The sequence below is a fragment of the Meiothermus granaticius NBRC 107808 genome (assembly GCF_003574355.1).
Taxonomy (GTDB): domain Bacteria; phylum Deinococcota; class Deinococci; order Deinococcales; family Thermaceae; genus Meiothermus; species Meiothermus granaticius.
The window spans coordinates 45,525-66,277 of the sequence record NZ_QWLB01000013.1; the positions used below are offsets into that span (position 1 = coordinate 45,525).

Genomic DNA, 20,753 nt, shown 5'->3' on the forward strand with positions numbered 1-20,753 from the left:
CGCCACGGAAAAAGGGAATGCCGTAGGGGTTACGGGGGTGGGGTCGTTGGTCATGATCCCCTAAAGTGCTAGACTTATCAAAGTGTCGCAAGCCGTGGACCTAGGCCCTTCCCAACTCTGGCAAGCCCTCGAGCCCAAACTGCACTACCTCCCCCATGATTCACGCGAGGCCGTGCACCAGGCCCTGGAGTTCGCCTACCAAGCCCATCGGGGGCAGTGGCGCAAGAGCGGGGAGCCCTACATTATCCATCCGGTGGCGGTGGCGGAAATCCTGGCCGAGCTGAGGATGGATGCCGAAACCCTGATGGCCGGGTTGCTGCACGACACCATAGAGGACACCGAAGCCACCCCAGAGGAGCTCGAGGAGCACTTTGGGGCAGGGGTGCGCAAGATTGTCGAGGGCGAGACCAAGGTTTCCAAGCTCTACAAGCTGGCCCACGCCGCGGCCAACGATGACCAACCCGTAGAGGAAAAGCACGCGGAGGATCTACGGCAGATGTTCATTGCCATGGCCGAGGACGTGCGCATCATCATCGTCAAGCTGGCCGATCGCCTGCACAACCTGCGCACCTTGCAGGCCATGCCGCCCCACAAGCAAAAGCGCATCGCCCGCGAGACCTTGGAGATCTATGCCCCGCTGGCCCACCGGCTGGGTATCGGGCAGGTCAAGCTCGAGCTCGAAGACCTCTCCTTTCGCTATCTGGAGCCCGAGACCTACCACGAGCTGGAACGGCGGCTCAAAAGCCACCAAGCCGAGCGCGAAGCCGCCGTACAGAAGGCTAAAGCAGCCCTCGAGGCGGCCCTGGGCCGCGATTTCAGCCTGAAGGGGAGCATCAAAGGGGTGGAGGTCACAGGCCGCACCAAGCACCTCTACAGCATCTGGAAGAAGATGGAGCGGGAGGGCAAGGCCCTCGAGCAAATCTACGACCTGCTGGCCCTGCGGGTCATCCTGGAGCCCAAGCCCAGCCGGGATCCCGAGGAGAACGCAATGCGCCAGAAACAGGTCTGCTATCACGTGCTGGGGCTGGTTCATGCCTTATGGCAGCCGATCCCAGGGCGGGTCAAGGACTACATCGCGGTACCCAAGCCCAACGGCTATCAGTCGCTGCACACCACGGTGATCGCGGTGAATGGGCTGCCGCTGGAGGTGCAAATCCGCACCCTCGAGATGCACCATGTGGCGGAGTACGGGGTCGCCGCCCATTGGCTGTACAAGCAAGGCCTCACCGATCCCGAGGAGCTCAAGCGCCGGGTGGGCTGGCTCAAAAGCATCCAGGAGTGGCAGCAGGAATACTCCAGCTCGAGGGATTTTGTCGAGGCCGTGACCCGTGAGCTGTTGGGGGACCGGGTCTTTGTCTTCACCCCCAAAGGCAAGATCATCAACCTGCCGCGCGGCAGCTCCCCGGTCGACTTCGCCTACCACATCCACACCGAGGTCGGGCACCGCATGGTGGGGGCTAAGGTCAATGGGCGGATTGTGCCGCTCTCCTACGAGCTACAAAACGGCGAGATCGTGGAGATCCTTACCGCTAAAACCGCCCACCCCTCCAAGGACTGGATGGAGTATGCCAAAACCCGCAGCGCCAAGCAAAAGGTGCGGGCTTTTTTCCGATCCTTCGAGCGACAGGAAATCCTGGAGCGCGGGCAGCGGATGCTCGAGAAGTACTTCAAGCGCCGGGCCCTGCCCCGCCCCCTGGAAAGCCAGCTCGAGGAGATCGGGCGCAAGCTGATCAAAAGCCCCTCCCCCGAAGACCTTTACCTGGCCCTGGCCAATGGGCGGGTGGTCCCCCAGCAGATCGCCCGACTCCTTGCCCCCAAGGAGGAGCCCCGGGTCCAAAAACTCAAACCCGTCCGGAACGAGCTGGGGATTCGGTTGGAATCCGACCTGCATGTCCCCATCAAGCTGGCCTCTTGCTGCAACCCCATCCGAGGGGATGCCATCTTGGGCTATGTGACCCGCGGGCGAGGGGTGAGCATCCACAAAGCCGACTGCCCCAACCTGCGCCGCCTGATGGAAGCCGACCCTGGGCGCATCGTGCTGGCCTACTGGGAAGGGCTGGGGCGGGTGGTTCAGCTCGAGGTCATGGCCGATGACCGGGCCGGGCTGTTGCGGGACATCATGGACGCCATCGCCGCGATGGGCAAAAGCGCCAGGGGGGTCAATTCCAGCCCGGCCTCGCCGCTTTCCACCCTGTTTCGGATCAGCACCCGAATTGATGTGAGCGAACGCGAGCAGGCCCTGCTCGACGAGCGGCTGCGGGGGGTGCGCAACGTGCGCGAGGTCCGCTGGTCGCAGGTGCTGTAGAGTGGCTCAAGTGGGCAGATCCCGATATCTCGAGCACAGCACCTCCGCCAGCAACCGAGCCCCCACCAGGCTCGAGCGCCCGCTGGGGTCCAGGTTGGGGGCCAGCTCCACCAGGTCAAAGCCCACCAGGGTGTTGCCGCGAACGGTCTCCCGTGCCACCGCGAGGGCCTCGGCGTAGGTCAACCCCTCCACCTCCGGGCTGCTGGTTCCGGGCAGTACCGAAGGGTCGAGCACATCCGCGTCGAAGCTGAGGTACACCTTCTGGCCCCGGGGCAGTTGCTCGAGCACCTCAGACAGGCTCTCGCGCACCTTGCGAGCGCTGATGAGCCGGTGCCCTCGAGCCCTCGCCGCCCGGTAAGCTTCGGGGTTCGTCCGCAGACCGCGCAACCCCACCACGAAGACTGACTTCAAGCCGGGAAGCTCCTCCACCGCCCGCCGGAAGGGCGAGGAGTTGGCAAAGCGGGTGCCGTTGCGGGCCTCCGAAAAGTCCAAATGGGCATCGAGCTGTACCACATAGAACTCATCCAGGTCGGCATAGGCCCGCAGCAGGGGGTAGGTGACGGAGTGATCCCCCCCCACAAACACCGGCAACCCCACCCGCCCGCGCAGCTCGAGGGCCGCCTGGGTGATGCGACGAAACGATTCCTGATATTCCAGCTGGGCCGGGTCCACGTCCCCGGCATCCACCAGATGAACCCCCTGCAAGCAGTAGGTCTCGGTCTCGAAGTCAAAATATCCCTCCGCCCCCGGCGCAAACCGGCCTGAGGCCTCGCGCAGGGCCCCAGGGGCGAAGCGAGCCCCCGGACGATAGCCCACCGCAAAATCATAGGGGATGCCCAGAAAACCCACCTCGGCTCGCCAATCCTCCGCCAAAGAGCGGTAGGGGGCTTTGAAAAAGGTGGCTGGGCCAGTGAAGGCAAGCTCGTGATGGCGCATAGGGAACCTCTCTAGACCTCACCGCTGTCCAGGGCTTTTTCCAGCCTCTCCCCAATGGCGCGGATGGGGTGGATCAGTTCCCCGAAGCGGGGATCTTGGGTCAGGCCCATTCGGTAGCGGGCGTAGATCTGCTGCATGATTCCCCCCACCTTGAAAAGCCCAAAAACATAGTAAAAGAGAATCCTCGAGGCCTCCCGCCCGGTGCGCTCGGCGTAGGCCTGGATCAGCTCGGCCCGGCTAAAATTACCCAGCAGGTGGGTCAAACCAAAGCGCTGGAGGCTGGGGGGGTCACCCGCCTCCGCCCAGTACGCCAGGGTGGTACCCAGGTCCATCAGGGGATCACCCAGGGTTGCCATCTCCCAGTCCAGCACCGCTTCTACCCGCTGCAGGTCGGGCGAGAACAGCAGGTTGTCGTATTTGAAGTCGTTGTGGAGGAGGGTGGCCTCCCCGGAGGGGGGCAGGTGGGCCGGGAGCCACGCCATCGCCCGCTCCAGGCCCTCTACCGTCTCAGTGCGGGCCTTTAGGTAGCGCTCCGTCCAACCCCGTACCTGCCGCTCCACGTAGCCCTCGGGGTGGCCCAGATCGGAAAGCCCGGCCTGTCGGTAGTCCAGATGGTGCAGCTCTACCAGTGCATCCAAGGCGGCCTGGGCCACCTGGTGCATGCGGCTCGAGGTCAGTTCGGGAGTGGCCTGGTTGCGCAGGATAGCCCCGTGCAGGCGCTCCATCACATAAAAAGGGGCCCCCAGCACCCCCTCATCCGAGCAGTACAGCAGGGCCTGGGGCACCTTGGGGTAGACCGGCTTCAGCGCCCGGAGAATGCGGTACTCCCGCGCCATGTCGTGAGCGGTTTTGACGCTGGCCCCCAAAGGGGGGCGGCGCAGCACCAGCTCCTGTTGGTCCAGCCGCAGCAGGTAGGTGAGGTTGGAAAACCCCCCAGGGAACTGCAGCACCTCGAGCTCCCCCGAGCCCCCCGGCAAATGCTGGCTGAGATAAACCCGCAAGGCCTCAAGGTTCAACTCCTCGCCCTTGCGAACCGCCACCGCCCCGTCGAGCACACGTCCCTCCTAAAGGGAGACCTCAGCCCCATAGCCTTTGAGCAGGGCTCGAGCCACCACGGTTTTGTGCACCTCGTCCGCCCCATCGTAGATTCGGGCGGCCCGCTCGTGGCGGTAGAAGTAGGCCAAGGGGGTGTCGTCGGAAAGCCCCAACCCCCCGTGTACCTGGATGGCCCGATCCACAGCCCGCTGCAAAACCCCAGCCACAAAGTACTTAATCGCCGAAATTTCTACCCTAGCCCCCTCAGTCCCCAGCCGCTCCACCTTCTCGGCGGCATCCAGCACCATCAGCCGGGCAGCATGGACCTCGGCCTGGGTATCGGCGATGAGGTGCTGCACAGCCTGGCGCGAGGCCAGGGGCTTACCGGGGGAGAGCTCACGGGCTGCGGCGTAGGCACAGGTGAGCTCGAGGGCCCGTTGGGCAATCCCCACCCAGCGCATACCGTGGTGGATGCGCCCGGGTCCCAGCCGCTCCTGGGCGATGGCAAACCCCTTGCCCCGCTCTCCCAACAGGTTTTCCCTGGGCACCCGCACCCCCTCGAAGCGAAGCTCCGCGTGGCTGGCCCAGTCCTCCCCCACTTCCCCCATCACCGCAATTTTACGCACCTGAATCAGCCCAGGGGCATCGCTCGGGACGAGGATCTGACTGGCCCGGGCATAGGGGTTGGGATGGTCGGGGTCGGTGATACACATCACGATGACAAACTCGCTCCCCTCAAAACCGGTGGTGTACCACTTGTGCCCGTGGATTACCCATTCCTCCCCCTCGAGCGCCGCCCGGGTGGAAAGCCAGACCGGGTTGGAACCCGCATGCTCCGGCTCGGTCATCGCAAAGGCACTGCGGATCTCCCCTGCCACCAACGGCTTCAGGAAGCGCTCTTTCTGCTCAGGGGTCCCCTGCTTCAGCAGAAGTTCCATATTGCCGATGTCGGGAGCCTGGGTGTTGAAGATGTAATGCCCCAGAGGGCTTTTGCCCAGCTCTTCGGAGAGCCGGGCGAACTCAGGGAGCGAGAGCCCCATGCCCCAAGGCCTGGGCAGCGCAGGCAGCCACCAGCCCCTGGCCTTGACCTCCTGACGGAGTTCCTCCAGGGCTGGCCGGATCGCACGGAACCCCTGGCGGAAAAAGCGGGGCTCGAGGGGCCATACCTGAGCCTCCATAAAGCTGCGAACCTCCGATACCTCGGGCTTCGGTGCCATTTGAGCCCAGTGTACCGCGCAGGCTCGAGTTGAGCAGCGCCGGGCTTACCGGGCCAATTATCCAATGCGGCTCGACTCACGGGGCCGCAATACCGCGTACTGAATAACCGGCTGAGGCTCTTCCTGGGGTTGCTCGAGCAGCCCTACCAACAAACCCACCGCCAGCTCGCCCAGCCTTCGGCTCGGAATCTCCATATGGGTCAGGCTCGGCGAGAGGTGGGCCGCCAGGGGGTGGTTCCCGAAGGCCACCACGGCAACCTCCTGAGGCACCCGCACCCCCAGGGTCTTGAGCGAGGCCATCAACCCAATGGCCGCCAAGTCGTTATAGCAGATGACCGCATCGGGAAAGGGCTGCATCGTCCAAAGCAAGGCACTGGCTTGCTCCCCGCCGAGCAGGTCCGGGGAGGTCAGGCTCAGCACCTGCGGGGTTAGGCCCGCTTGCTCGAGTGCGTTCCGGTAGCCCCGCTCCCGCTCTTGGTTGACCCAAAAGGGAGGACCGGCCAGATAGAGGATGCGCTGACATCCCAACCCGACGAGGTAGCTGGCCAACTGTAGGGAGGCGGTGTACTCATCTACCGTGACCGAAGGTACCCCCGCGATGCGTCGCCCCACGGTCACGATGGGCTGTTCGGGGCTGTGCAGGCAGGCGATCTCCTGATCGGTGAGCCTCGAGCCCGCCAGAATCAGGCCATCAGTGCGGGCGCGGAGGCTTTGGATGAGCTCCTGTTCGCGCTTGGGGTTCTCTTCGGCATCGGCCAGCAATACCGTGTACCCCCTTTCAGTCGCCACCTGACCTGACCCCTTGACCAAGGCGGTGAAGTGTGGGTTCAGAATATCCAGGATCACGATCCCCAGGGCCCTCGAGCGCCCCGTGCTGAGTATTTGCGCATGAAGGTTGGCTTGATATCCCAGCTTAGAAACCGCTTTCCAAACTCGCGCCTCGGTGGCTGCAGCCATACGCTGGGTTCCGTTCAGCACCTTGGAAACTGTGCCAGGGGAAACCCCGGCTTCTTTGGCCACCTCGAAGATGCGAACGGGTTTTCGCATAGCCCAAAGTATACGATAAGTAGGGCCAAGCTCCAATCTCGAGGCCACACTTCAGGGAAATACCCCCGATTTTTCCTTCAGCTCCAAGGGTAGGGCTTTCTCGCCCGCCGGCTTGACAAAAATCAAACGGGGTGCAAAACTATTTGGAAAGCGCTTTCTAAATCGCTCTTACCCTGCAAACCGGTCTGATACCTCCTATGTCACCTAATCTGCCGCAAACCACCTCCACGGGGCCCGCTGGGTTTCGCCTCGAGCGCCTCACCCCCTATGCCCTTCGCGTAACCCTGGGTAACGCAGTTCATACCAGCGTGCTGCCTGAGCTAGCCCCCCTCCCCTGGGAACAAAAGGGGGAAGGGCATGTCTCGAGCGGTGCGCTCTCCATCACCTGGCAGCCTGGGCCACCGGCCTTGCGGGTCTGGTACCAGGGCAGGGATGTGCTTGAAGACCATCCCCAGGTCGGGTATCAGTTTTCGCCCGAGGGGCTGCGGCATACCCGCGTACAGCACGAAGGGGAGCTCTATTTCGGTCTGGGCGAGGTGAGCGGGGTGTTGCAGCGCAATGGCCGGCGGTATCGCCTGGAACCCCGCGATGCCTGCCACTACGATCCAGAGTTCTCCGACCCCTTGTATAAGCACATACCGCTCTTTATCACCCGACACGCTGAAGACCTGTGGAGTGCTCTCCTGTACGACCAGCCACATCCCATGGTCTTCGATTTTGGCTGCGAGCGACACCACTACCACGGCCTATTCACCTATACCCTGGTGCGGGGAGCTGACTACCTGCGCTACCTGGTGATTTCGGCCAATAGCCTACCCGAGCTGCTCGAGCGCATGACCGGGCTGATCGGACGGCCCGAGCTGCCCCCCCGCTGGAGCCTGGGCTACCTGGCCTCAGGTATGGCTTACACCGATGCCCCTAACCCGGCGGAGCGCCTACAGGCGTTCGCCCAGCAACTGCGGGACGAGGGCGTGCCCTGCGATGGCTTCCACCTTAGCAGCGGCTATACCCTACACGAAGGCAAGCGCTATGTGTTCCACTGGAACCGGCACACCCTCCCCGACCCTGATGCACTGGTTGCAGGGCTCAGGTCCCAGGGCCTACGGCTCATCGCCAACATCAAGCCTGCTCTGTTGCAGGGGCACCCGGACTACGCGGCACTAAGGGATGCGGGCAGCTTCATCCGCAACCGGGATGGGCAAGCCCATGTGGCCCCTTTCTGGAGTGGGGACGCCTCCTGGCTGGACTTCACCCACCCCCAGGCGCGGGAGTGGTGGATAGCGGGCGTTCAGAGGGAGTTGCTCGATCGCGGCATCGAGGGGGTGTGGAACGACAACAACGAGTACGCTCTGGGCGACGAAGCCTTCAACGCGGAGGGCCGACCGACCTACCCCAGCGAGCAGATTCTGGGCATGGCCCAAGCTTCCCATCAGGCCCTGCAAAGCCATCCGGCCTTTCAGGACAAGCGCCCCTTTCTGATCTCCCGCTCGGCCTCGCTGGGGGTGCAGCGGCTGGCCCAGACCTGGAGCGGCGACAACACCAGCAACTGGAAAAACCTCCGCTTCGGCAACCCCATCGAGATGGGGCTGGCTCTGAGTGGCTTTGCTTTCAACGGCAACGACGTGGGGGGCTTTTTCGGCCAGCCGCCCGGCCCCGAGCTCTTTTTGCGCTGGGTACAGCAGGCAGTGGCCTATCCACGGTTTTCCATTCACTCCTGGAAAGAGCCCCCGACCGAGCCCTGGAGCTACCCAGAGGTGTTCAGCGCAGTGAAGGAGGCCCTGCACCTGCGCTACCGGCTGCTTCCCTACCTCTACTCGCTGGCCTGGCAGTACACCCAGTCCGGTGCGCCCATACAGCGGCCCCTGTTGTATGAGTTTCCCGACCTAGCCCAGGATCCCGGCTTTCATGCCCTGCTGGGACCCTTTTTGCTGTTCCCTTCGGTGGGGGTGCCAGGGCAGCGCAGGGTCGGCCTCGAGCTCCCCGGTGGCTGGTATGACTGGCATACCGGAGCCTATTACCAGGGCACGTTTGAATACCCGGCGCCACTGGAGCGGGTTCCGCTGCTGGTGCGCGAGGGGGCGATGGTGCCACTGGGACCGGTAATGCCCTGGGTTAGCCCGGCCCACGACACCCGGAGAGAGGTCTTGCTCTTCCCCCACCGTGGGGAAGGCCGGTCGCGGTTTGTGCTTTACGAGGACGACGGGGAAACCCTGGCTTATCGCCGAGGAACGCATACCCACATCTACCTAGACCTGACTTCTACCCACGAGGTCGTCGAACTGCGGCTCGAAGCCCGCGGAAATTATCCCCTGCCGTATACCCAACTGGAGGTGCAACTGGCCACAGAAGACCCGCGCAAGTTCAAGGTGATCAGCAACTGGAAAACGCTCGAGCAGAGCCCCCGTGCCGTCACTCTGAGCACGCGGGCATAGGGAGGTTGTATGCGAAAAGTTTGGCTTTTGGCGCTGGTTTTGCTCTTGGGTAGCTTGGCTTTAGCCAAAGGGACCCTACAGATCGTTTGGTTCACCGAAGCCCCCACCGAACAGGCTATCCTCGATAAGTACATCAAGATGTATGAAGCAGCCAACCCTGACACCAAGGTCGAGGTAACCTACGTGCCCTTCCAGCAGCTCACCCAGAAGCTCGAGCTCATGGTGGCTGGGAATACCCCACCTGACGTAGCCCGGGTTGTGACCGCCAACATCGCCCAATTTGAACCAGTGGCTTTGGATCTCTCCACCTATGTAGACTCGGCCAGCTTTCTAAATCAGTTCTTGCCCTCGCAAATCCCCTTTATCTATCGTAAGTCCCGCATCATCGGGGCTCCGTTGGATGTGACCGCCAACGGCCTTTTCTACAACAAGGACTGTTTTGCCGAGGCCGGGGTCAAGGCCCCCACCAGCAGCCTCAATGTCTGGACTTGGGAGCAGTGGCGTGAGGCCATGGATAAGGTGCGCAACAACAGCAAGTGCCGTTTTGCCCTGAGCTACGACTTCACCACCTATCGCTTTAGCACCCTGCTGTATGAAGCCGGAGGGCGCTATATCGACGAAAGCGGCAAAAAGTTTGTGGTGGATAGCCCTCAAGGCTTGCGGGCCCTGACCTTTTTTGCAGACCTCTTCAAGGATGGCTTCATCCCCAAAGGGCAGTGGCTTTCCAACGATGACCCCAGCACCCTCTTCCGCAGCGGCCTCTCCGGCATGTACATGTCTGGGAACTGGAACCTATCTCAGTTTGCGCAAATCAAAAACTTCAACTGGGGGGTGATGCCGCTGCCCCGCGACAAAATGCGCAGCACCGTACCTGGGGGCAAATTCGTAATGGGGTTCAAAAACAGCAAGAACCCGGATGAAGCGGCCAAATTCATCCAGTGGATTACCAGCAAAGAGATCAACTTGCCCTTCTCCAAGGACAACATGGTGCTCTCGGCCCGCAAAGATGCCAAGGGCATGAAGTATGGGCAATTCGATGATGCCATCGCCATCTACGAATCGGATCTTAGCGTTACCCCAGCTTATGTGGGTAAAGACTGGGCCAATCCGGTCATGGCCCAGATGAACACCTTTATTCGCGGGGAAATCGTGAAGGTGCTGCTGGGCCAACAAACCCCCAAGCAGGCCCTCGAGACCATCCAGGCCGAGGGGAACAAGCTCCTGCGCCAGTAGGCCGCTTTCCGGTCTTTCCAGGGAGCAATGGACGCACTCCCTGGAAAGACCAGGGGATGAGCCTCGCTCTTTGAAGGCTACGGTCATTTTAGGAACTGGTCATTTTCCATCGCATACCCCTGCACGGGAGGCGCTATGGGGCACAGGCTAGGCAAGCTTCTCACACCTTATTTTTTCGTAGCGCCCAACACCCTTATCTTTGGCATCTTTGTGCTGTTGCCTATGGTTTACGGCCTCATTTATTCCTTTTACCGGGGCAACTTCATCAGTGGGCTCCAGCAGTTTGTGGGGTTGGAAAACTATCGCAAGTTGCTGCACGACCAAGCCTTCCTGTCCTCCCTGCTTCATACCCTTGTTTATGTGTTCCTGGTGGTGTTGCTGGTGGTGGCGCTGAGCTTGGCTTTGGCCCTAGCCCTTCGTGCTACCAGCCTGGGCACCTCGCTGGCCCGCATCGGCTTCTACCTGCCGGTGATCCTCTCCCCGGTGGTAGTCGGGGTGGCCTGGCGCTGGATGTTCAGCAGCGATCTGGGGGTGATCAACGCCCTGCTCAGCAGCCTGGGCCAGTCACCCGTCCCCTGGCTGACCGATATCAACTGGGCCCGGGCGGTGGTCATTCTAGCCAGCGTTTGGTCTATGGCAGGGTTTTACATGGTGATCTTCATCGGCGGACTCAACACCATTCCGGCTGAACTCTATCAGGCCGCCGAGGTTGACGGGGCCAACCCCCGACAGCAGTTCTGGCAAATCACCCTGCCCCTGCTGGCCCCCACCACCCTGCTGGTCACCATCCTGGCCACCATCAACGCCTTCAAGGCTTTTGAGATCATCCTGGTCTTGACCAACGGCGGCCCTGGTGACGCTACCCGGCTCCTGGTGCAAAACATCTACCTGACGGCCTTTGAAGGGGCTAACCCCACCTATGCCAGCGCCCAGTCGGTGGTGCTCTTTGCCATCCTGATGCTGCTGACCCTGGTGCAGATGCGGGTCTCGAGGGAGCGCTAGCATGACCACCGCAAATCAAAAACGCCGTTGGGGCCGCATCCTGCGCGATGGGGTGGTGATCGGGCTGGCGATCCTTTTCCTGGTGCCGGTGATCTGGGTGGTGCTCTCCTCCTTCAAGCCGAGCGCCGAGCTGTATGTGCTGCCCCCCACCCTGCTGCCCAAGGAACCCACTCTGGCCAACTACCAGAGCGCACTGACCGTGGGCAATTTTGCCACCTACACCTGGAACAGCTTCTTCGTGGCCACCATGAGCACCCTGATTGCCCTCCTGACCAACTCCATGGCGGCCTTCGCCCTGGCCAAGTACCGCTTCGTGGGGCGAGAGGGGCTTTTCCTGCTGACCCTGGCCACCATCATGATTCCCCTGCAGGTGATCATGGTGCCCATCTTTCTGGTGCTGCGCAACATGGGCCTGACCGATAGCCTGTGGGGCATCATCATCCCCCCAGCAGCCACCCCGACCGGGGTATTCCTGCTGCGGCAGTACATGCTGAGCATCCCCGACGAGATTCTGGAGTCAGCGCGGATGGACGGTGCGAGCGAGTGGGGTATTTACTGGCGGATCATCCTGCCCCTCAGCGTCCCAGCCCTGGCTACCCTGGCCATCTTCAGCTTCACCTGGCGCTGGAACGATTTCATCTGGCCTTTTATCGTGATCTCGAGCGAACAAAAAGCCACCCTGCAGCTTGCCCTGGCCCGCCTGGTGGGGCAGTTCGGGGTGGACTGGAGCACCCTGCTGGCCGCCACGGTCATCACCCTGCTGCCCATGCTGATCGTTTTTCTACTGCTGCAACGTTACTTCTTGAGCAACCTGACCGCAGGGAGTGTGAAAGGATGAGCCAGCCCATACTGGAAGGCCAGCGGGCCGTGGTGACCGGCGGCAGCGGCATCCTGGGGCGGGCCATGGCCCTGGCCCTGGCCGAGGACGGGGCCAGGGTCTACCTGGGCGCTCGCAGCCAGGCTTCGGCCCTGAAAGCCCTGGAGGCGTTGCAGGCCAGCCCGGAGGTGCGGGCTCGAGTCCTGCCGCTAGCCTTTGATGTGCTGGATCCGGCCTCGCTCGAGCAGGCCGCAGCACAAGTAGAAGCCGAGGGCGGGGCCGACATCCTGGTCAATGCCGCTGGGGGCAACCGCCCGGCGGCTTCCACGGCCCCCGACCGCGACTTTTTTGCCCTGGACCTGAGCGCAGTGGAGGAGGTGATGAGCCTGAACTTCACCGGCACCCTGCGGGCCACTCAGGCCTTCGGGGCGGGCATGGCCCGGCGCCAATCCGGCTGTATCGTGAACATCACCAGCATGGCAGCGGTGCGGCCCCTGACCCGGGTGGTGGGCTACAGTGCGGCCAAGGCCGCAGTGGTGAACTTCACCCAGTGGCTGGCGGTGCATCTGGCCCAGGCCTACGGCCCCGGCCTGCGGGTCAACGCGATTGCGCCGGGGTTCTTCCTGACCGAACAGAACCGCTACTTGATGTTGAAAGAAGACGGTGGCCTGACCGAGCGGGCCCAGACCATCCTGGCCCATACCCCGCAGAACCGCTTCGGGGCGCCCGAAGACCTGCTCAGCACCCTGCGCTACCTGGTGCACCCCCAGAGCCGGTTTGTGACCGGGGTAGTGCTGCCGGTGGACGGCGGTTTCAGCGCCTTTGGGGGTGTGTGATGGGCTGGCAGGTTTCCGAAACGTTCCTTTTCGACCCCGAGCCCGCCGTGCGCGAGACCGCCCTCGAGCTCTACCAGGGGGTCGAGTCCCTGGCCCTGATCAGCCCCCACGGGCATGTCCCGGTCACGCTCCTGGCCGACCCCGAGGCCCGCTTCGCCCACCCCACCGAGCTGCTCATCCGCCAGGATCACTACGTGTTTCGACTGCTGTACTCCCAGGGCATAGCGCTGGATCGCCTGGGGGTAGGCCTGCCGGAAGGGGCCTATGCGCCCTTGGAGGCCTGGGAGACCTTCTGCCAGCACTTTCACCTGTTTGACGGGACACCCACCGGGCTGTGGCTGCGCCTCGAGCTCACCCGGCTTTTCGGGGTGAGCGAGAAGCCAAATGCCAAAAATGCCCGTGCGCTCTATGAGCAAATCCAGGCTGCGCTGGATACCCCAGCCTTCACGCCCAGAGCCTTGTTCAAAAAGTTCGGAGTCGAAGTCCTGGCCACCACTGACGCCCCCGAGGACGACATAAACCCGCATCTCAAGGCCCAACGGGACGGCTACCGGGTCATCCCCACCTTCCGCCCGGATGGGCTATTGCAGGTGCTGCGGCCCGACTGGAAGGCGCGGCTGGGTCGCCTCGAGGCCGCCACTAACCGCAGCATCGAGAGCTATGGGGGGCTGCTCGAGGCGCTCCTGGAGCGGCGCCGGGTCTTCAAGCAGGCCGGGGCCACCGCCACCGACCACAGCACCGCAAACGTCCGGATCGAGCCCCTATCGCAGGGCCAGGCCGAACGGCTGTTTGCGCTGGCTCTGAAGGGCACCATCAACCCCGAGCAGGCCGAGCAGCTCGAGGCCCATGCCCTCTTCGACCAAGCCTGCCTGAGCGCCGAGGTAGACGGCCTGGTGATGCAGCTTCACCTGGGCGTGACCCGCAACCACAACCGCACCCTCTTTGAGCGCATGGGCGAAGACATGGGCGCGGACATCCCCCATGCGGTGGACTGGACCCGAGGCTTGCAGCCGCTGCTGAATGCCTTTGGCGACCCCTCGCAGGGGAAACCCCTTCGGCTGGTACTCTTTACCCTGGACGAGTCCACTTATGGCCGTGAGCTAGCCCCCCTGGCCGGGCACTACCCCGGCGTGCGGCTGGGTGCGCCCTGGTGGTTCTTTGACAGCGTGCTGGGCATCGAGCGCTATCTGGACGCGGTCAGCGAGACCGCCACCCTATACAACACCGCCGGTTTCAACGACGACACCCGGGCCTTTGCCTCCCTCCCCGCCCGGCACGAGATCTGGCGGCGGGTGGGGGCCAACTGGCTGGCCCGGCGGGTGCAGCGGGGTATCCTGACCCTGGAGGAAGCCCACCGCCTGATGCGGCTGGCCGCCCACGACCTAGCCGTAGAAGCCTATGAGCTCACCCTGATTTCCCAGCCTTGATCGCTATGAACCCTGCTCCTCTTTCCCAAGCTCAAGCCGCCGGCGGGGCCCTGCTGAGCGAGGCCCAGATTCAAGCAGCCCTCGAGCCCCTGCGGGGCCGCTTTACCCGGCAAAAGGTGCTGGTCTTGATCCCCGACCACACCCGCACCCTGCCGCTGCCGCAGCTCTTCCGGATGCTGGTAGGCATCCTGGACGACGTGAAAACGCTGGACTTCATGATCGCGCTGGGTACGCACCCGCCGCTGGACGAGGCCCAGATGCTCAAGCTGGTGGGTATCAGCGCCGAGGAGCGCCACACCACCTACCGGTACGTCGGCCTCCACAACCACGCCTGGCAGGACCCCGATGCGCTGGCAACCGTCGGGGTGGTTCCCCAGGCCAGGGTCATGGAGATCGCGGGCGAGCGCTGGCACCCCACCCTGGGCGGGGACGTGCAGGTGAAGCTGAACCGGGCTGCGGTAGAAGCGGATCAAATCATCATCCTGGGCCCCACCTTCCCGCATGAAGTGGTGGGGTTTTCCGGTGGGGCCAAGTACCTCTTCCCCGGCATCAGCGGCCCCGAGATGATCAACGTGACCCACTGGCTGGGCGCACTGGCCACCGTCCGCGGCACTATCGGCCTCAAGGACACCCCGGTGCGGGCCCTGATCCACGAGGCGGCCCGTCACGTGCCCACGCCCATCACCCTCATTGCGCTGGTGGTGCAGGGCAGCGGGCTGGCGGGAGTTTTTGTGGGCGACCACATCTCGGCCTGGAGTGCGGCGGCAGACCTCTCGAGCCAACGTCATATCGTCTGGGTGGACAAGCCTTTCAAACAAGTACTCTCCTGGGCCCCGCCCATGTACGACGAACTCTGGACCGCCGGCAAGGCCATGTACAAGCTCGACCCCGCCCTGGCCGATGGCGGGGAGCTGATCATCTACGCCCCACACCTCGATACGGTGAGCAAGGTACACGGCAAGTACATCTACGAGATTGGCTACCACACCGTCCCGTATTTCCTGAACCAGTGGGAGCGCTTCAAGCACGTGCCCCTGGGGGTGCTGGCCCACAGCACCCACGTGCGGGGGAGCGGCACCTGGATGAATGGGCAGGAGCATCCCAGAATCCGGGTCACCCTGGCCAGCCGCATCGGCCCGGAGGACTGCCAACGGTTGAACCTGGGCTACCTCGACCCCGACACCCTCAACCCCGAGGACTTTGCCAACCGTGAAGCTGAGGGGGTGCTGCTGGTCCGCAAAGCGGGCGAGACCTTGTACAGGGTGAAGGAGGGCGCATGAGCAAGGTCAAGGTCAGGCTCGAGTTCCACACCATCAGCGCCCGCCTGCGCGAGCTGAAGCTACCCGAGGTGGATGTGGTGGTGGGGATTGCTCGAGGGGGCATCGTCCCGGCCAGCATGGTCGCCCACCAGCTTGGGGTTCCGCTGGTGTTGCTGCACCTTAACTACCGCGACGACCACAACCGGCCCCAGCGGCCCCAGCCCCAGTTGCTACAGCCCATCCCGTTCGACCCCACCGGAAAGCGCGTTCTGCTGGTGGATGATGTCAGTGTGACAGGTGCAACGCTGCAAGCGGCCCAGACCTACCTGAAGGGCGCCACCCTCACCACCCTGACCCTCAAAGGTAAGGCCGACCTGGTGCTGTTTCCCGAAGTCCACGATTGCGTGGACTGGCCCTGGAGGGTGGAATGAGCCCCAAAGTCCTGATCGTGATGGGGGTCTCGGGCTCGGGCAAGACCACCCTGGGCCAGGCTTTAGCGCAGCGGCTGGGCTGGGCTTTCGCCGATGCCGACGACTATCATCCCCAGTCCAACCGCGACAAGATGGCCCGCGGCCAGCCCCTCACCGATGCCGACCGCGAACCCTGGCTGCTGCGGCTGCGGGGCCTGATCGAGCAGCATCTGGCCGAAGATAACCCCTTGGTGCTGGCCTGCTCGGCCCTCAAGGAAAGCTACCGAACCACCCTGAGCGGAGGTCTAGAGGGGGTTCGGTATGTGTTTCTGCACGGCGACCCGGCACTCATTGCCCAGCGCATGCAAAACCGGGAGCACTACATGCCGGTGAGCCTCTTGCAAAGCCAGCTCGAGACCCTCGAGCCCCCCACCAACGCCATCCAGCTGGATATTTCCCGGTCGCTCGAGGACAACCTTCGGGAAGTGCTCAAGCAGCTCCGGCCCTGAGGAGCGGCTGTGGCAGGCCAGAGGCAAGACCCCATACCGGCTGGAGCTCGCCGCTGGCGGCCTTAAACCCCAAGGCCTCGAGGGCCTTCTCCATCTGGACATCGCGCCCATTGTTGGCCAGCAGGTTGAGGTCTGCGCTCACCTGGATATCTGGACGCACCTGGGCAGGGTAGCTCTGGCCATTCGCCAGGTACGCACGGTTATAGGCTATGTTGATCCCACCGCCGTTGATCAGGTTAAAGGTGCGGGTGGTGGTGTTGCCAATCCCCACCGTGGGCTCACCTACGATTACCCCCCGTTTGGCCAACTGGATCGCCGAGGCCAGGTATTCTGCGCCAGAAGCGCTCCTTTGGTCCACCAACACCACCAGCGGGCCCTTCCACTGGGTATAGCCGGGGATGCTAAAGCGCTGGAGCTCGGTGCCGTCTTTGTTGCGGATGCTGCCCTGGCCGTTCTTGATGGAAATTTCCGTGCGCTCGGTGTTGTAGCGATCGGTAAAGGCCACATAGGGATCGTCTACGAAAGCCGCCATGCTGATCAGGGCCTCGAGGGCGCTGCCTCCCCCGTTGCCCCGCAGGTCTAGGATCATGGCTTTGGCCCCCTCGGTCTGGGCCTGCTTGACCAGCTCGTGCACCTTAGCCCCCACCTTGCCATCCGCTAGGAAATCGGGGATTTTCAGCACCGCCACCCCGTCCGGGCGCATCTTGAGCGAGGGGACCCGGGAAAGGTTGATCTCGCGCCCGGTCAGGGTCAGCTCGAGCCGCTGCCGCTGGGGCCCCCGCACGATCGAGATCGTGACCGGCTTACCGGTCTGTACCTGATCGGTGAGGAACTTCACGGCCTCGTCATCGCTCGAGAGGCTGTTGAGGGGCTTGCCATTGACCGCGGTGATCCGATCGCCATACTGGAACCCCGCCTGATCGGCCGGCCCCCCCTCCACCACATCCACCACCAAACGGTCGTGCGAGCCCTGAATGGCGGTATGGGTCAGGCCGATCCGCAGCACTTTGGAAGGGGCGCTGCCCTGGCGCTGCTGCTGAAAGGTGCCCAGTTCCTCCGGGGTCTGGTAGTAGGTGTGGCCATCGTTCAGTTCAGCCACCATCCCCTCAATCACCTTGACCGCTTGGTCGTAGGGGCAGGTATCTTTCTGGCTGGCGCAGGCTGAATCCAGGTTGGCTTGGTATTTTGCGGTGAGTTCTTTAAGGTTGGTGGTTGAGGGGCCATTGTAGTAAAACTGCAGGTAGAAGCTGGCCTGATCAAAGAGATCCTGAGCCGGGGAGGCCAGGGCCAGGCTGGCCCAGACAAGGAGCGCGGCAACGAAGGGTTTACGCATAGATTCACCTATTTCAGCAGCTCGAGGGCTTTTTCCAAAGCCAGGTCGCGCCCGCTGCTGAGGGCATTGAGGTCTTCAGGAACCAGTACATCGGGGGTGACTCGAGCGGGAAACGGTGAACCGTCCAGGTTTTTCAGCTTCAGGCTAGCCACCGCCACGAACTCCCCATTGATCAGCGGGCCTTCGGCATTGCCAGAGATCCCCAAGGCCCCAGCCGTAGGCTCCCCGACCACCTTGGCCCGGCCCGCATGCTGCAGGAAGTAGGCCATCATCTCGGCGGAGTTGAAGGTGTAGCGGTTGACCAGCACCACCATCGGCAAATTGGTCAGGATCGGTTGGGAAACTTGGTTTTCAAGCTGCTTCTCTTGGCCTTCGGGCTGGTTGTAAAGCTGGCCGTTCTCGAGGGTATGGGTCTCGTCCGCACCCTGAAAGCGGCGGTCATAAACAAACCCCCCCTTGGGAATGAAGGCCCCTGCCGCCAGCAGGGCCTCGGAGTCATAGCCGGTCAGGCTGTCGCGCAAATCCAACACGATGCCCTTGGCCCCACGCTGGGTGGCCTGCCGCACCGCATTGTAGATGGCCTCAGCCGGGCTAAAGCTGTCCGAGGCATAGAAATGGTAGACCCGCAGATAGGCGATTCCGTTGTTGATATCCAACCGTGGCTGCATGCTCTGCTCGGCCACTCGAGGGGTCAGGTTTAGTCCCTTAGCACTCCCCTGGCGGCTCACGCTCAGGGCGATGGGGTTTTTGGCGGCCTCCGCGCTTTGCAGCGCCTGGGCTGTGGCCGGGGCATTGTTGACCGCGGTGATCACATCCCCCCGCCGCACCCCGGCCTCATAAGCCGGCTCACCAGGGAACGCCTCCACCACCACCAGCCCCTGCGGGGCAGGCCGGGTCCACACCCCGATGCGCGGGGCCGCAGGCCCTAGCCCAGCTCCATACCGCTGCTCATCGGCCAGCTCGCTGCGGGTCATGATCTGGGTGAAAGGGTCACCAATGGTCTGGATGATGTTGCCAATTACCTTGCGGGCGGCCTCGAAGCCGCATTTATCCTTGTCCGCAGCGCAGAGCTGATCCAACTGGGGTTGATAGGTTTTGCGCAGCTCGCGGAAGCCCTGTACCTTTGCCGGGCCGTTGTAGTAAAACCCAATCAGGAAGGTAGCCTGATCAAAGAGGTCCTGGGCCGGGGAGGCCAGGGCGGAGCCGAGAAAACAGGCTGCGAACAAACCAGCAACCAACGATGTTCGTGGGGTCATGCTTCAATATAAGCAGAAAAAGATTAGGACAACATGGACGCATCTGCTCAGTCAGGGCTCATGATTTCCCTTCAGTGCAGGGGCTTCTCGAGCCAGTGCACTATTTTTCGGCGGTGAGCAAGCGGTAGCCCAGGGCGTCGAGCTTCTCCCGTAGCCCAGCAACGACCCCAAAGCTGCTCAAAAAGGTGCCTGGGTAGTAGTAGCCCAGAATTTGGCGGTAATCCCAACCTTGCAGGGCCAACCCCCGGGCCCCCCACTGGCTCATCCCCACCCCGTGTCCGTTGCCCTGACCCAGGACCTGCCAACCGTTGATCTGCACTCGAGTGGAGGGCATCCCCAGTCCCCGCAGCAGCTTGGTGGCCGCGGTGCTATCGAGGTTGATGCTGCGGGCACTCCCCACCACCCGCAGGCCCAGCGGCCGTCCACTTTCGCTGTACTGAAGGGTTTGCAAAGCCTGCACAGTGCCCACCAAGATCCCCAAACCGGCCAGGGCCTCCGCTACCCCGCCTGGGGTGAGGGTGCGGGTCCAGGTTCCCCCTGGGCTATGGGAGTAGGGATCCGGTTTAGCCTGAAGGTAAGGATAGGACTGCCCCCAGACCTCAGAGGCTGCCGCGGTATAACCTCCGGAGTCGGCATGGTAGACCGCACTGATGGGCTTTTGATCATAGCTCACGATCAGCCCTCGAGTGGCGTAAACCGCCTCGCTCTGAGGGGCCTCTTCAGCGGCCCGCCCCAAGTACACCTGACAACGTTCGCTGGCGCAGAGGTCATAAAGCCCCCCCGGATTAAGCCGGTAGAGGGCAAAGGTCCGGGCCAGAATGGCTTGGGCCTGCAACACCGCTTTCGGAAAGGAGGCCGGGACCTCGCTCGGCACCACCCCCAAGAGGTAGTCCTCGAGCCAAACCCGGTTGATGAAAAGGATCTGGCCGTTCTGCCATACCACCAGCAAGTTTCCCCGGTAAGGCCGCCCGTTCAGGCTGAAACCATCCGGCGCGGCCAACTCCACCCAAGGACCCACCGCTTGCCCATCCAGCTGCACCCCGCCCGCTCCCACGCTCACGCTGACCGTTCCCGCACCAAAGGCCTGCCCGCCGAGGCTGGTAATCCGCTGGTGGTTGCCCAGGGTGACCGTTCCCGCGCTGCCCTGGGCCAGCAACACCCGCAGCAGCAAGTCCGAGCTTTGGGCTAACGCAGTGCCCAGGAGCAGGAGAGCGAGAGCGAAGAGGCGCAGCATAGGCAATCAGGGTTCAGTATACGCAGCGCTCCCCCAAAACCGCGTTCATGTTACGCGGCCAGCTCCATAGCCTAAGCGGTGGGCCAAAGCCCACCGCTTCTATCTCCGCCCTCCTTAGAACACCGGGGTAACCGCGGCCGTATCCTCTTCGCCCGTACGGATGCGGTACACTTTCTCTACCGGCAGCACAAAAATTTTCCCATCCCCCACCTCTCCGGTCCGGGCTGCGCGGATGATGGTCTGCACGGTGGGCTCTACAAAGTGATCCGAGACCCCAATCTCCAGGCGTACCTTCTCGGAAAGCTCCATCTTGACCGTGATGCCGCGGTAGGTCTCGACCCGTTCGGTCTCCCCCCCATGGCCCTGCACTCGGCTGATTGAAAGCCCCCGCACTTCGGCTTTGAACAGGGCCTCGAGCACACCATTAAGCACCTCTGGACGAATAATTGCCACCACCATTTTCAT

Annotated in this window: 18 protein-coding genes; 10 read left to right on the forward strand and 8 right to left on the reverse strand. The window is 63.0% G+C overall.

The genetic code is table 11. The features are described 5' to 3' along the window. Nucleotides 1-82 precede the first annotated feature (82 nt). Nucleotides 83-2,305: a RelA/SpoT family protein gene (locus tag Mgrana_RS06295; RefSeq protein WP_119356755.1), complete on the forward strand. Its 2,223-nt coding sequence runs from the start codon at nt 83-85 to the stop codon at nt 2,303-2,305. Between the two features lie 6 nt (nt 2,306-2,311). Here Mgrana_RS06295 and Mgrana_RS06300 read toward each other — a convergent pair whose 3' ends face one another. Genes Mgrana_RS06300 through Mgrana_RS06315 form a run of 4 tightly spaced genes read right to left on the reverse strand, consistent with a single transcriptional unit; the run spans nt 2,312 to nt 6,540 of the window. Further along, entirely contained in the window at nt 2,312-3,241 is a 930-nt protein-coding gene (locus tag Mgrana_RS06300; RefSeq protein ID WP_119356756.1) for an arginase family protein, read from the reverse strand. Nucleotides 3,242-3,252: 11 nt separating this feature from the next. After that, a complete protein-coding gene (locus tag Mgrana_RS06305) occupies nt 3,253-4,296 on the reverse strand; it encodes a phosphotransferase family protein (RefSeq protein ID WP_119356757.1) in 1,044 nt (347 codons plus the stop codon). A 9-nt stretch (nt 4,297-4,305) separates the two neighbouring features. Beyond that, nucleotides 4,306-5,493: an acyl-CoA dehydrogenase family protein gene (locus tag Mgrana_RS06310; protein WP_119356758.1), complete on the reverse strand. Its 1,188-nt coding sequence runs from the start codon at nt 5,491-5,493 to the stop codon at nt 4,306-4,308. Between the two features lie 57 nt (nt 5,494-5,550). Continuing rightward, nucleotides 5,551-6,540 (reverse strand): LacI family DNA-binding transcriptional regulator, encoded by a 990-nt coding sequence (locus Mgrana_RS06315; protein WP_119356759.1) that lies wholly within the window; start codon nt 6,538-6,540, stop codon nt 5,551-5,553. A 197-nt stretch (nt 6,541-6,737) separates the two neighbouring features. Here Mgrana_RS06315 and Mgrana_RS06320 point away from each other — a divergent pair, with 197 nt between their 5' ends. The 9 genes from Mgrana_RS06320 to Mgrana_RS06360 all read left to right on the forward strand — a co-directional run bounded on the left by Mgrana_RS06320 (nt 6,738) and on the right by Mgrana_RS06360 (nt 16,465). Then, nucleotides 6,738-8,972: a TIM-barrel domain-containing protein gene (locus Mgrana_RS06320; protein WP_119356760.1), complete on the forward strand. Its 2,235-nt coding sequence runs from the start codon at nt 6,738-6,740 to the stop codon at nt 8,970-8,972. A 9-nt stretch (nt 8,973-8,981) separates the two neighbouring features. Further along, the gene (locus tag Mgrana_RS06325) at nt 8,982-10,205 is read left to right on the forward strand and encodes an ABC transporter substrate-binding protein (RefSeq protein ID WP_119356761.1); all 1,224 of its coding nucleotides are present in this window, start codon (nt 8,982-8,984) and stop codon (nt 10,203-10,205) included. A gap of 222 nt (nt 10,206-10,427) precedes the next feature. Further along, entirely contained in the window at nt 10,428-11,207 is a 780-nt protein-coding gene (locus Mgrana_RS06330) for a carbohydrate ABC transporter permease (RefSeq protein WP_170146413.1), read from the forward strand. Nucleotide 11,208: 1 nt separating this feature from the next. After that, a complete protein-coding gene (locus Mgrana_RS06335; protein ID WP_119356763.1) occupies nt 11,209-12,045 on the forward strand; it encodes a carbohydrate ABC transporter permease in 837 nt (278 codons plus the stop codon). Beyond that, nucleotides 12,042-12,860, forward strand: a complete 819-nt coding sequence (locus Mgrana_RS06340; RefSeq protein WP_119356764.1) for an SDR family NAD(P)-dependent oxidoreductase — start codon at nt 12,042-12,044, stop codon at nt 12,858-12,860. Before Mgrana_RS06335 ends, Mgrana_RS06340 begins: the two co-directional genes overlap by 4 nt. After that, nucleotides 12,860-14,287 carry a glucuronate isomerase gene (gene uxaC, locus Mgrana_RS06345; protein WP_119356765.1) on the forward strand — a complete coding sequence of 476 codons (1,428 nt, stop codon included), beginning with the start codon at nt 12,860-12,862 and terminating at the stop codon, nt 14,285-14,287. The genes Mgrana_RS06340 and uxaC overlap by 1 nt, the downstream gene beginning before the upstream one ends. Nucleotides 14,288-14,292: 5 nt before the next feature. Continuing rightward, nucleotides 14,293-15,567, forward strand: a complete 1,275-nt coding sequence (locus Mgrana_RS06350) for a lactate racemase domain-containing protein (RefSeq protein ID WP_119356766.1) — start codon at nt 14,293-14,295, stop codon at nt 15,565-15,567. Beyond that, nucleotides 15,564-15,977, forward strand: coding sequence for a phosphoribosyltransferase (locus tag Mgrana_RS06355; RefSeq protein ID WP_119356767.1), 414 nt, complete (start codon nt 15,564-15,566; stop codon nt 15,975-15,977). The genes Mgrana_RS06350 and Mgrana_RS06355 overlap by 4 nt, the downstream gene beginning before the upstream one ends. Beyond that, nucleotides 15,974-16,465, forward strand: coding sequence for a gluconokinase (locus Mgrana_RS06360; protein WP_119356768.1), 492 nt, complete (start codon nt 15,974-15,976; stop codon nt 16,463-16,465). The genes Mgrana_RS06355 and Mgrana_RS06360 overlap by 4 nt, the downstream gene beginning before the upstream one ends. Here the strand turns inward: Mgrana_RS06360 and Mgrana_RS06365 are convergent. From Mgrana_RS06365 to Mgrana_RS06380, 4 genes are all read right to left on the reverse strand, one after another. After that, nucleotides 16,446-17,798 (reverse strand): S41 family peptidase, encoded by a 1,353-nt coding sequence (locus Mgrana_RS06365; protein WP_119356769.1) that lies wholly within the window; start codon nt 17,796-17,798, stop codon nt 16,446-16,448. The two genes, Mgrana_RS06360 and Mgrana_RS06365, sit on opposite strands and share 20 nt — an antisense overlap. Before the next feature lie 8 nt (nt 17,799-17,806). Then, nucleotides 17,807-19,054 carry a S41 family peptidase gene (locus tag Mgrana_RS06370; RefSeq protein WP_119356770.1) on the reverse strand — a complete coding sequence of 416 codons (1,248 nt, stop codon included), beginning with the start codon at nt 19,052-19,054 and terminating at the stop codon, nt 17,807-17,809. 100 nt (nt 19,055-19,154) lie between these two features. Then, nucleotides 19,155-20,288 (reverse strand): SpoIID/LytB domain-containing protein, encoded by a 1,134-nt coding sequence (locus tag Mgrana_RS06375; RefSeq protein ID WP_119356771.1) that lies wholly within the window; start codon nt 20,286-20,288, stop codon nt 19,155-19,157. A 114-nt stretch (nt 20,289-20,402) separates the two neighbouring features. Further along, nucleotides 20,403-20,753, reverse strand: coding sequence for a P-II family nitrogen regulator (locus Mgrana_RS06380; RefSeq protein WP_119356772.1), 351 nt, complete (start codon nt 20,751-20,753; stop codon nt 20,403-20,405).

Excerpts from the sequence above, each read along its gene's own strand:
- Mgrana_RS06325 (WP_119356761.1), top strand. The coding sequence starts at position 8,982 with ATGCGAAAAGTTTGGCTTTTGGCGCTGGTTTTGCTCTTGGGTAGCTTG.
- Mgrana_RS06310 (WP_119356758.1), bottom strand. The coding sequence starts at position 5,493 with ATGGCACCGAAGCCCGAGGTATCGGAGGTTCGCAGCTTTATGGAGGCT.
- Mgrana_RS06300 (WP_119356756.1), bottom strand. The coding sequence starts at position 3,241 with ATGCGCCATCACGAGCTTGCCTTCACTGGCCCAGCCACCTTTTTCAAA.
- Mgrana_RS06380 (WP_119356772.1), bottom strand. The coding sequence starts at position 20,753 with ATGAAAATGGTGGTGGCAATTATTCGTCCAGAGGTGCTTAATGGTGTG.
- Mgrana_RS06315 (WP_119356759.1), bottom strand. The coding sequence starts at position 6,540 with ATGCGAAAACCCGTTCGCATCTTCGAGGTGGCCAAAGAAGCCGGGGTT.
- Mgrana_RS06375 (WP_119356771.1), bottom strand. The coding sequence starts at position 20,288 with ATGCTGCGCCTCTTCGCTCTCGCTCTCCTGCTCCTGGGCACTGCGTTA.
- Mgrana_RS06365 (WP_119356769.1), bottom strand. The coding sequence starts at position 17,798 with ATGCGTAAACCCTTCGTTGCCGCGCTCCTTGTCTGGGCCAGCCTGGCC.
- Mgrana_RS06330 (WP_170146413.1), top strand. The coding sequence starts at position 10,428 with ATGGTTTACGGCCTCATTTATTCCTTTTACCGGGGCAACTTCATCAGT.
- Mgrana_RS06370 (WP_119356770.1), bottom strand. The coding sequence starts at position 19,054 with ATGACCCCACGAACATCGTTGGTTGCTGGTTTGTTCGCAGCCTGTTTT.
- Mgrana_RS06340 (WP_119356764.1), top strand. The coding sequence starts at position 12,042 with ATGAGCCAGCCCATACTGGAAGGCCAGCGGGCCGTGGTGACCGGCGGC.
- Mgrana_RS06335 (WP_119356763.1), top strand. The coding sequence starts at position 11,209 with ATGACCACCGCAAATCAAAAACGCCGTTGGGGCCGCATCCTGCGCGAT.
- Mgrana_RS06360 (WP_119356768.1), top strand. The coding sequence starts at position 15,974 with ATGAGCCCCAAAGTCCTGATCGTGATGGGGGTCTCGGGCTCGGGCAAG.
- Mgrana_RS06355 (WP_119356767.1), top strand. The coding sequence starts at position 15,564 with ATGAGCAAGGTCAAGGTCAGGCTCGAGTTCCACACCATCAGCGCCCGC.
- Mgrana_RS06320 (WP_119356760.1), top strand. The coding sequence starts at position 6,738 with ATGTCACCTAATCTGCCGCAAACCACCTCCACGGGGCCCGCTGGGTTT.
- Mgrana_RS06350 (WP_119356766.1), top strand. The coding sequence starts at position 14,293 with ATGAACCCTGCTCCTCTTTCCCAAGCTCAAGCCGCCGGCGGGGCCCTG.
- uxaC (WP_119356765.1), top strand. The coding sequence starts at position 12,860 with ATGGGCTGGCAGGTTTCCGAAACGTTCCTTTTCGACCCCGAGCCCGCC.